This is a genomic window from Flectobacillus sp. BAB-3569, assembly GCF_002270355.1.
Classification (GTDB): domain Bacteria; phylum Bacteroidota; class Bacteroidia; order Cytophagales; family Spirosomataceae; genus Flectobacillus; species Flectobacillus roseus.
Genome location: NZ_NJFZ01000017.1, coordinates 179,069 through 191,345, shown reverse-complemented (window position 1 = coordinate 191,345; position 12,277 = coordinate 179,069). Strand labels below are relative to the sequence as shown.

Genomic DNA, 12,277 nt, shown 5'->3' with positions numbered 1-12,277 from the left:
TTGTTTTTAGGATATTTTTCTAATAGATTTGGTATCGAAAATTTCAATGTTCACATTGCTTGACTCTAGACAACCATGAAACTATCTTACACCAATGTGTAAATTAAATTTGTATAAACACACTTATTTTATCAATTGTTGGAAAGATATTCTGAGCCTAGAAATTGCTTTAATCAATTAAATTTATGTACCGTCTTTTACTCCTAATTTCATTATGGTGTTGTTCCATAATCACTTCTGTTGGTCAGAACATCTCTGTCATTAGTATTGTCGAACCTGCTTCAAGTCGCTATCTATGCCCTAATAAAAACTTGGTAGTTGCCTATCTAACCTCAGGAGCGTTCAACGCGGATAACAAATTTTCTATTCAACTTGAGTATGATAGTTATCTAAACTCTACCAAAGAGGTATTAACACTAGAAACTAAGGATTCTCTTGGCTTTTTGGTCGGCAAAATTCCTGCTTCAATTACAAAATATATGAAGGAGTATGAGACTCCATATTATACTGTGAGTGTAGTTTCTAGTTCTCCAGTAGTCTCAGCCACATTGGGTGGGAGTAGTGGGTATCTTCCAGTAGGAGAGCTTCCTGACCAAACTATTAAGCAAGTTGGCAAGGTTTATATGCCTCAGAATGGTTCTGCAACAGTCACTCTGAGAGGTAGAGGGTCGGCGCCTTACACTTTGACTACTTCGGATGGGAGAAAATTTGTGGCATCAGGGAATTATGGTCCGGGTGGAATCAATGAGACTCAAATGGTGCTAAGTTCTCAAAAATCTGAAACAATTACTTTTTCAACGATTGAAAATGGTTGTGGTATAGGTAAGATTAGTGGCAAAATTGAGGCAGTCGTAACCGAAAACTCTCTAAAGTTTTCTTCTTTGGATAATCGTTTTTTCTGCAAAGGAGCAAATATGCAATTGCCTATTAACAAAATTGGTAACTGGAATGCCGACAATAAGTATGTTATTGAATTGACCAGCGAGCTTAGCGGTACGGTTTACACCGCAGAGGCTACCGAAAAAGATGGTCTTGTGACAGGCAAAGTGCCAACCCTGTTGAATACGGGCAATTATACAGTAAGGGTGTATACCACAAGTCCTGAGGTAGCTACAGCTACTTATACCATTAGTATATTTGATGCCACGCAGTTGACACTTCGAAGTATCAGTGCAAGTTCTATTACATTCGGGACGAGTGTTGTTTTGAATGTTGGAGTTACAGGAGCTTCTCCAATTTTATATGAATTGTCTGATGGTACAAAAGGAAGGTTTATAAATCCTTATGGAAACTCTTTTGAAATAACTGTAAATCCTCAAACCTCGCAAACGTATAAATTCAAGAGCGTAAGTGGGGTATGTGGCACTGGAGTTGGTGTAGGCGAATTTGCGGTAACTGTAAAAGAGGGAATAGAGGTGAAAAGCACAGAACGTAAGAAGTACTGTCTTGGAGATACACTAAGAGCTACTTTTGTAAGTAATAAAACTTTAATAAAGGGAACACCAATTAAAGGCGTGATCAAATTGAGTGGTTATCCTGATACAAACGTAGAACTTTCGGGGGTGGTTAAGCAAGATGGCATAGCCGAATTTATGCTACCTAAAAGTCTTGACTTTGTTGCGCAGGCATTTTCTATGGCACTGACAGCAAACAATACTAGTATTCAAGATCTTCTTTTTACGAAAGACGTCGCTACGCTTAATAAGATACCCGCTGTGACTAGCTTTGCAGCGGATTATGCTATCCCGATTTTAGATAAATCAGGTACTTTTACTTATAGAGCTACTTTTTCGGGTGGAGATATGGTAACCTATCGTAACTCACTTAATCAAACATTCACATTGAATTCACTAAATAGTAGTGCTGTTGATAATTTCTATCAGGAAACTACTTCTATTCAAATTCTATCGGTTTCTAATTTATGTGGAGTAAACAACACGCCTAGTAACGTCTTCACGGTCATTGTTAAGAATCCCGATAAAATTAGATTGCTAACACCTTTTCAATATGGAGCTGAGATTTGTGCAGACAGCAAAATAAATTTGGAAATACAGACTACTGGTACATTCAATGCAGATTGTAAGTTTTATTTGGATTTGGTGAATGAAAGTGGATATGTATTGAAGGAGGGCGTAGCCGAATTTATTAATAATAAAACCGTTTGGAATGTTGCATCGTCCAATGGCTTTTACCCACAAAAAGCATATTTACAGGTTCGTGCGACGAGCCCTTACACGATAGCGCAGAAGATTGCCGTAGCAACAATAAAAAAGCCAGAGTATTCACGTCAGACAACCTTTAACTTTAATTATACCAAGGGAGGATACAACGAAACGCCATCGATAATTTGTGATAATGCCAATAACTATACTGCTAAATTGTCGAATGGAAACACATTTACAAGTAATGGTTTTGGTACTGTTTACTTTGAAGTGGATACCAAAAAAAGTACAGCTTTTGCCGTTACATCGCTTAGTAACCAGTGCGGGACTACAGATTTGAATGTGAAATTTAATATCAGCTATATTTATAAATACGTGGGCTTTTACGAAGGAAATTATGACAATAGCTTCAAACAAACACTTTGTAAAGGACAAAAATTAAATGTGAAATACTACGAAACGTATGCTTCGAGTGACTACCCTGTAACTACGCCTAATTATAGGTTGGAAATCTCAAAGGAAAGTAATTTTTCTAATGCTATAGTTCTCAAAAATAATATTGCTGAAACAGAACTTAGTGTGTCAATGCCAGAAGGCTTGGAAGCTGGTAATTACTACATGAGATTGGTAGATGAGCAAACTCCAGCGATTTCTTCGCCAGTTAAGTTGATCGTCTATCAATTACCACCGACTCCTGTTTCAACAATTGATGGACAAACTGCATATTCCATTAAGTTGAATCAGAGTATTGTTCTTAAAAAAGACCCGACTACAGAAGAGTATGTCTATAATGAACAGGGGTATAGCTTTTTAATGAATGCCACAGGTGATCGTAGTGGGTTTACGCCAAGAGTTAGTGGAGTGTATAAGATTAGTAGCTCAATAAATCAATGTGGTAAGATTGACAATCCTCTTAGCATTAAAGTGACAGTTTCTCCAATTATAGAATGGCGAAGTAATCTTGTTATCAATAACGAAAGTGTTTGTACAGGTACGAAAATACTGTTTTATGTGAATTCTACCGACCCTACTGCTAGTAATAAATATACCTTGCGTTTATCAAATCAGACGGGAGTAAAAACTGATATTTTTGAAACGACAAAAACGGGTTGGCAATGGGCAGAAATTCCTAAAACAATTCCTTACAGCTATTACAGACTAGAAATGATAGCGCAAGAGGGCGATGTTTCTAACCTTGATTCACAGCGTTCATTTTATGTAAATTCTCCTCCAATGATGAACATGTTGGGGAATATTACGATTAATTATGGTCAAACAGGAAACTTGACGCTTGTTCCTCAAATTACGCCAATTAATCCTTACCAAACTTTTAGTTATACATTGAGCAATGGTGCTGTTGGAACTTTTACGAACTACAATTATTCAAGTTTTTCAGTAATAGTATCACCGAGAACCTCTCAAAATATTACGTTTACCAAAATATCAAATATGTGTGGACTAGGAGAGGTGAAAGGAAGCGCACAAGTGACTGTTAATCCAGAGTCGAGTAAACAAATTGAACATTTTGTGCCTTTTAGAACAAAGATGTGTGCAGGAAGTAAAGTTGAAATTATGTATTCAACAACAGGGAGCTTTGCGAGCAATGCCAAATTTGAAGTACAGATTTCTGACAAAAATGGACAGAACTTTAAAACAATCAATTCTGCTCCAATTCCCAATGCTACTAACTACCTGTCAGCGACTTTACCAGTAGACTTGCCTGAAGGTAATGAGTATCGTTTCAAGGTGATTAGTAACGAAGCAAATTCGACGGGAGCATCGACTATGAGTCCTCTCTCGGTAGCTTCTGTGATAACGGCTGAGTTTGATACCACAAAATATTTTTACTCATCAGCGGATAAGCCAGTAAATTTAAAAGTTAATACCAAAGGGAAATTTCCAATAGGTGTTTATATTGGTCCCGATGGCTTGACTTCAAAGTACTATGAAATAAGCAGCTCTCCGTTTGAAATCCCATTTTTGGCAAGTACAGCAAAACAGTTTCAGATATTTAGAGTACTCAATAGCGAATGTGGGGAAGGTACGGTAGGAGCAAAATCCATAGCAACTCTTGAGCTAGTGACAGGTTTAGAAGATATTCAATCTCTAGGTGTGGTAATAGGTCCAAATCCTGCTAGTGACTATGTTACCATCAACTGTGATGAACCAAATATCAAGTGCGAACTGACTGATATGCTTGGTAATCAGGTATCGGAACAACTCCTACAATCGGGTACCAATGTAATAAGTTTACAGAAATTTAATAGTGGAGTTTACCATGTTAAAATTTCTAAAGCAAACAAGATTGCTGTGTTTAAACTCATAAAAACGAACTAAAAACTGACCCGAAGGAAATCTGTTTATGGCTTTATATTGGAGATTTTTATCCAGAAGTCATAAACAGATTTCTATTTAATCATTGATTTTTTGGGTTTCGATAATTTTCATTTATTTTGTATTAAGTATTAGTGCTGAATTGTGAGTTATGAATGTAAAATCTTAATTATCAATATCTTACATATTCATTTGATTAAATCTTATTCTGCACGATCACTTAAGTTAGTAAGCAAAATAAAGTTTAAGATTGTGCTTTGAGCTTTCAGGTATCGGCTTTCGGCGGTGGGCTATGGGAAAAATGCATGTCCGTGATCATTAAAACATTTTAACACTCTGTGCCTGTTGCCTTATCCCTAAAACACATAACTTAAATCTTATTCTGCACGATTACTTAAATATCTCTAAGTTTATTAAAAGTGGAAAGTCTTTCTGTAATTTTTGCACACCTTTAAAATACAGCAAACGAATGTTGTTCAAACCTATTTCTCCGACTATTTCGCCTTATTCATGGCTTATTTTAGAGGTTTTACTACACGCTTTCCTCTCAATTTAACTGTTCTAATTTCACATTTACTACAAACTCAATCTTATGTTTAAACATCTACTTTCGGTAATGCTTTGTTGCTTGCTTTCTCTCACAGCATGGACACAAAGTGTAAGCTTAGATGCTGTTATTGAGCCATCCAAGGAGTATCTATGTGCAGGCAAGAATGTCGTACTTGCTTACCATACAAACGGAGCTTTCAACGCAGATAATAAGTTTACTATTCAGCTTGTTTCTAACACATCAATAAACTTGGAAACCAAAGATTCTTCAGGGTTTTTGGTGGGTAAAGTTCCTGCTTCAATTGAGGATAATTTAGCTGGCCCTTTTACACCAGTTTACCAAATTCGCATTATTTCAAGTTCTCCAGCAGTTAATTCTTCTAGTACTTCAAACTATAATATTGGCATTTTGCCAGTGTTGACTGTAAGTTCAGCAAAGATATACACCCTACAAGGAGCAGCAGCCAGTATCTCAATCGAAGGACGCCCATATTTACCTTTACCGATGACTTTTGTGAGTTCGGAAAATGAGATTTTTGAAATGACGAGTGTGAGAAATCCTGGAGCATATGTTGCCTATATGCATCCACAAAAGACGGGTGCGTTTTCATTTAAGTCGGTACAAAATGCTTGTGGTGTTGGCAAAATTACAGGAAGCGTTGATATTGTAAGTACACCAAATATTTTGGAGTACGCTGGTTTTGGACCAAAGACTTTTTGTAAAGGTGGTAATATTTCATTTAGTGTAAATTCCTTCGGTACTTGGCAAAATAACAATAAGTTTTATATTGAGCTCAAACTCAACGAAACGAAATCCTACCAGTTGGAAGCAACCTTGAAAGATAATACTGTTTCAGCCAAACTGCCAGACGATATTGTGGTAGAGAAATATTATTCTGCAAGAATATATGCTACAAGCCCAGAAACTTCATCAATGACTGTAAACTCAGTATTGATACGTGACGAATCTTCTGTGGAGTTAGTGTCTGGTAGCAAGACTTTAAACGTGGGAGAGTCTGCTTTTATGACAATGAATGTCAAAGGTGCTTTTCCCATGACGATTACCATGTCTGATGGTAATAAAGTTGTAGTAAATTCTTTTACATCAACGGCTCAATACAATAAAAAAGTTACTGGTTCAGAGACGTTCAAAGTAAGTAGTTTTTCAAATTCCTGTGGTACAGGAGTTGGTACAGGACAATACGCTGTGACTGCCAATGCAAGTTTGATGGCAGATAAAACGACAAAAACGGCCTACTGTCCTGGTGATTCGTTGGTCGTAAACTTTACAAGTTCTACTAGCCTTAGTGTGAATTCAGAGATAAGTGCCCATCTTCGTTTAGGAGATGTGGTTTCATCAAACGATTTAATTCTATCAGGAAAAGTCCTCAGTACGGGTGTAGCATTATTTATGTTGCCAAAAACTATTTCGGCAGATGCACAAGTGTTTGCTTTAGCACTTTTTACGAGTAGTTTACCAACTAAAACTTTTTTGGAAAGAGCTGCCATTTTACGCACAATTCCTTCAGTTAGTACAATAAGTCCATCAAATATCGCTACTACGTTGGCTGTACAAGGAAGCTTTAGTTATGTGGTAAATGTAAAAGGTGGCGGTCCATATAACCTTACAACTTCGCAAGGAGAAACACAGTTTTCGCCGTCTGAATTATTGGGAGGGCAAATTTTTGGACAAACGTATATCAACAAGAATACAGCTTTCAGTATTACAAGTATTTCAAATAGTTGCGGTATTTCAAATATAGGTTCAAATACGTTAAATATCACAGTTGCTAGTCCGTCAGTAATTACATTATCGGCGCCATTTAAAAACGAGGCAGAATTATGTGTAGGTTCAAGCTATACATTGAATATCGGCAGTAGTGTAAGTATTCCAACAGATACTAAATTTTATCTAAATTATCTGAATGAAGCAGGCGTAGTCGTAAAATCCTCTGTGGGTGAGTTTGTAAACAACCAATTACAATGGACTGTGCCAGACGATGCAAGTTTGCCTAGCATACTGGTTTTGCAGGTGAGTTCAAGTTCATCTACTATAATTGGTGATAAATTAAGAGTTAAAATTGGTAAAAAGCCACAGTACAGTGGCAATAGCGTAGTCAATTATACCTTGTCATCGCCAGGGCAAGCTACTTTCAATTTACTTACCTCTTCTCCACTTAATTCGGTGGTTACTTTTGCCGATAATACTAAGTTTTATGGATCATCTAATATTACATTGACCTTGGCAGGTAATACCACTACTACTTATCGAGTAAAGTCGATTTCTAATACTTGTGGAGAAATCACACCGAGTTTGACTTACAACTTGAAGGTAATTACTCAAAAAGTATTTTTTAATAAAAGTTCAGAAGTTCAAGCTCAAAGAGTGTGTGAAGGGCAAAGTATTTCATTAAACTATTATGTAGTTAATTATACGCCAACATTCAAAGATGAGCCTAAAACTTATCGCTTAGAAATGTCCTCAAGTATCAGTTTCTTAAACCGTACTGTTGTTAAAACAGGAATTTCAGAATCACAGTTTAGTGTAGTGCTACCTACAACTACCCCGAACGGATCGAACTTTATTAGGTTAGTGCAAGAACAAGATACCTTGATAATGACAGACAACGATGTTATTGTCTATAATAGAGTGCCTAATTTCAAGATAACCACGAGTACAGGTAAAACAGACTTTAATCTTAATTATGGTGAAAGTATCCAATTGAAAGTGGATAATCCTAATGCTACTCCTTTTGATGGTTTCTGGGTTGATAATAACAATTATTACACAAGTATTTTGGAGTTTCAATATTATAAAACATTTACTCCTGTTCGTTCGGGTACTTACAAACTCAATAGTTTATATAATGAGTGTGGAACAAGCGATAATGGATTAACCTTGAATGTGACGGTAAATCCTAAAATTACTTGGAGTACTTCATTGGCCAATACATCAATTAATGCTTGTAATGGCGATTCGTTTTTAGTAAATATTAATGCACAAGGCAGTGAAAATGTGAGCAATAAATATTCACTTATCATGAACAGTGGTGCTTTACAACAGATTATCTTTGAAACGACCAAGACGGGACCTCAAATGGTAACGATTCCCAAAAGTGTGGATGCTGGTCGCTATAGCTTAGTTTTGACGGCTCAAAATGGAATAGTCGTTGCTACTAATACCGCTACATCAATAAATTTGTCATCTACACCTGCGTTAGTTTTAACAGGTACTGCAACTTTGAATGCGTCTCAAACGGCTTACCTGTACATCAAGCCACAAGTAGCTTCTATCAACGATGCTTATTTGCAAACGGTTAGCTACGAATTGAATGATGGCACGAAAGGAACAGTTCAATACTCAGCTATATCACCTGGAGCGATTCCTGTAACTGTAACAGGAACGAAAAGCTTTACAGTGACCAAAGTAAGTAACCAATGTGGTGTAGGGGTTGTGAGTGGTTCAGCCACTATTACGTTGAATGCAAGTTCGGATAAGACGATTGAAACCAACAATATCTTAGTGAATAAGCAAGTAATTTCAAAAGTTTGCGCAGGCGGGAATTATGTGATTTCATATAACACCAAGGGAACATTTGGAGCAAATGCCAAATTTGATGTTCAAATTTCTGATAAAAATGGACAAAATTTTAAAACCATTAGCTCAGATATCGTTTCTTCAACGCCAAATACGCTAAGTTTTTCAGTACCATTTGATTTGCCAGCGGGAAGTGACTATCATGTTAAGATTATAAGTTCGGAAGCTAATACTGCTAGTAGTTCAACAACGATGCCTTTGACGCTAAGCTCGATCATCAAAGCAGAGTTTGACACCACGCAATATTACTTCACAACCGACAAGCCAGTTAATCTGAAAGTAAACTTATCGGGTAAAACACCGTTCTATGTGCGTCTTGGCGAAACATGGACAACAGCTAAAGTATATACCGTCAATACTTTACCATTTGTGGCCTCTGTTAATGCTACTGCAGGTACTTCGTATCAAATATTTGAAGTAGCGAATGGTGAATGTGGTTTAGGAACTGTTGGTGCTAAAAATATTGCTAAACTTGCAGTAATCACAGGGATTGATGACCTACAATCTCTAGGCGTTTTGGTAGGACCAAATCCTACTAGTGATTTTATCACTATCACAAGTGATGAACCAAATGTTAAAGCTGAAATTTTTGATATGATGGGACAGTCGGTATTTGATACCGAGCTTCATGCGGGTAAAAATCAAATCAGCCTTCAAAGTTTTGGAAATGGAGTGTATCATCTCAAAGTTTCCAACGGAAATAAATCTGGAACTTTTAAAGTCTTGAAATTCTAAATATTACATCCCGATTACGAAGAGTAATCGGGATTTTTTTGTTTAAATGTCTATTGTTTTTAGTGAAAATAAATAGACTCTTTCCGAAAATGTAGGGTAATGAAATTCAGTTGAACATTTATTTTTTACCTTGATAAAATACAATTGTACTTTATATTTGTAAAAAAGTAGCCTTTGACAAAGGCTCTTTTTTGATACATCGCTATTTTCTTAAAAATATAACGTTTTTGCTTTTGATTAGTCAATCACTTTTGAAAAAAGAGTTTCTGCAAGAATCATCAAGACGTTAAAATAGTGCCTGCCATACAGGTATTAGGGACAAAATTTTCATCGAAATATTTTCAAAACTATAACGATTTGAAACAACTGATTACCATAATTAGTTTACTATGCTTTTATCAAACATTTTCTCAAACCACAAAAGATACCACCACACATCTTTCGGAAGTGGTAGTAACAGCCTCTCGTTTGCCGATGTCTATCATGAAATCGCCAGTGAGCATTGAGTTGTTGGATGCTCGTGCGATAAAATTATCGCCTGCACCAAGCTATTTTGAAGCAATCGAAAATCTGAAGGGTGTACAATTACTTACCTCTAGTTTCGGATTTAAGGTGTACAATACGCGTGGTTTTGCCAACCCGACCAATGTGCGATTTGTGCAACTGGTAGACGGTGCCGACAACCAAGCGCCTCATATTGGTGCGCCTATTGGTAGTGCTTTAGCACCTACCGATTTGGACATCGACCGTGTCGAGCTTATTCCAGGTACGGCTTCGGCTTTGTATGGGATGAACGCCTTGAATGGTATGGTACATATTTTATCTAAAAATCCTTTTGAGCATCAAGGTTTTTCTTTTCAACAAAAAACTGGGGTCAATCATTTGGGCGATGCCAATGCTTCTGCCCAACTTTTTACAGAAACCTCCCTGCGTTGGGCAAAAGCTTGGAATAATCAATGGGCGATAAAGCTAAATCTCAATTACTTGAAAGGATACGATTGGATTTCGGATAACAACCAAGATTTGAATCCCAATGGTAATACTTCGCTTGGCTTATTTGGCTTAGACAATCCTGCTTACGATGGCATTAATGCTTACGGTAACGAATCGTCTAACCGCCAAACTTTAACACTCGGTGGCAAGCGCTATTCTGTTGCCCGTACAGGTTACACCGAAAAGGATATTGCTGATTTTTCTATCCAAAATCTCAAGGCAGATTTGACATTTGCTTTCAAACCGAGCGCCAATTCTGAATTGAATTATACCTTTAGAATGGGGTATCTCAATAATATCTATCAACGTACCAATCGCTTTAGGTTAGATCACTATTGGGTATCTCAACATATTCTGACTTACGAAAATAAGTCTCTGATTCTTCGTGGATATATGACAACCGAAAACACGGGAGATTCTTATAATATTCGTTCGATGGCCGAAAATATCGACCGCAGTTTTAAGACAGATACGCAATGGTTTAAGGATTTTAGTGCGGCATTTTTGGCAAGTACTCAAGCAGGTATCACTGCCACTCAAGCATTGAAAGACGCAAGGATAAAAGCCGATGGAGGTCGCCCACAACCGCACACGGCTGAGTTTGAAGTCTTGATTAAAAAATTAGGCGACATCAATAACTGGGATGTTGGCGCTGCCTTGCGTGTTAAGTCATGGATGTATCATGCTGAAGGACAGTATAACCTGACAGAGGAAGCTTTAGCTTCGTGGAAAGAAAAATACGGAATCAATATCTTGTCTGGTTTTGATTATCGCATGTATCAGGTATATCCTGATGGTAACTATTTTATTAATCCTGTAGAGCCTGGGAAAGATTTGACTTACTATAAATATGGCGCTTTTACGCAGATTACTAAGTCATTGTTTGATAACAAATTACAGGTTAATCTAAGTATTCGTGCTGATAAAAATCAATATTTTGATTGGCAATGGAACCCAAGAGTAGCGATGGTATTTTCGCCAACAGACGACCAAAATTTTCGTGTTTCATTTCAAAATGGATATCGCTTCCCAAGTTTGTTTGAAGCCTTTTCAAATGTCAATAGCGGAGGGGTCAAGCGAGTGGGTGGTTTGCCAGTGATGTCAAAAGGTATTTTCGAAAATTCCTATTATAAAACCTCCATAGATGCTTTCCAAGTGGCTGTAACGAGCGATGTCAACACGAAGGGATTAACAGTGGGGCAGGCCGTTGAAAAGAATAAAGGGCTAGTGCAAAAAAATGATTACACCTATCTCAAACCCGAAAGAGTCAATAGTTTTGAAATAGGATATAAGGGTCAATTATTGGATAAAAAACTCTTTATTGATGCAGATTTTTATTACAATGTTTATCAAAATTTCATGGCGCAGGTAGAAGTATCTACCATAAAATCGGGCTTTACGAATGGTGATTCTTTGGCCTATTATCTCAACGACCGAACCAAGCAAGACCGTTATCGTTTGTGGACTAACTCTAAAAGTAAGGTATATAATTATGGTGCCAGTGTTGGCGTACGCTACCAGTTTTACAAAAGCTTTGTGATTAATAGTAATGTATCTTATGCCAAACTGGACAGGAAAGAAACCAATGACGGTTTGGAGGAGGCCTTCAATACACCTCAATGGATTTTGAATATAGGTCTTTCGAATCGCAATCTCGGCAATGGCTGGGGAATGGCATTGAATTATAAATGGCAAGATGCCTTTGTTTGGCAATCATCATTGGCAACAGGTACAGTTCCTGCCTACAGTACACTCGACGGGCAGGTAGGCTATGAATTTGAAAGTCAACCCATTGAATTAAAATTAGGTGCAACCAATTTGCTCAATCAATATTATTACAACTTTTTAGCAGGTCCAAGTGTTGGTGGTTTTTATTATCTGAGCGCTACACTGAAATTATAGAAAT

Annotated in this window: 3 protein-coding genes; all 3 read left to right on the top strand. The window is 37.1% G+C overall.

Annotated features, from left to right (window positions below; all coding sequences use genetic code 11):
* Nucleotides 1–185: 185 nt before the first annotated feature.
* Nucleotides 186–4,499 carry a T9SS type A sorting domain-containing protein gene (locus tag BWI92_RS16840; RefSeq protein ID WP_095164582.1) on the top strand — a complete coding sequence of 1,438 codons (4,314 nt, stop codon included), beginning with the start codon at nucleotides 186–188 and terminating at the stop codon, nucleotides 4,497–4,499.
* Between the two features lie 589 nt (nucleotides 4,500–5,088).
* On the top strand, nucleotides 5,089–9,378 hold the full coding sequence (locus BWI92_RS16835; RefSeq protein ID WP_095164581.1) for a T9SS type A sorting domain-containing protein: 4,290 nt from the start codon (nucleotides 5,089–5,091) through the stop codon (nucleotides 9,376–9,378).
* A 357-nt stretch (nucleotides 9,379–9,735) separates the two neighbouring features.
* Nucleotides 9,736–12,273 carry a TonB-dependent receptor gene (locus BWI92_RS16830; protein WP_229363223.1) on the top strand — a complete coding sequence of 846 codons (2,538 nt, stop codon included), beginning with the start codon at nucleotides 9,736–9,738 and terminating at the stop codon, nucleotides 12,271–12,273.
* Nucleotides 12,274–12,277 lie beyond the last annotated feature (4 nt).

Coding starts and splice junctions, on each gene's coding strand:
- BWI92_RS16840 (WP_095164582.1), top strand. CDS start 186: ATGTACCGTCTTTTACTCCTAATTTCATTATGGTGTTGTTCCATAATC.
- BWI92_RS16835 (WP_095164581.1), top strand. CDS start 5,089: ATGTTTAAACATCTACTTTCGGTAATGCTTTGTTGCTTGCTTTCTCTC.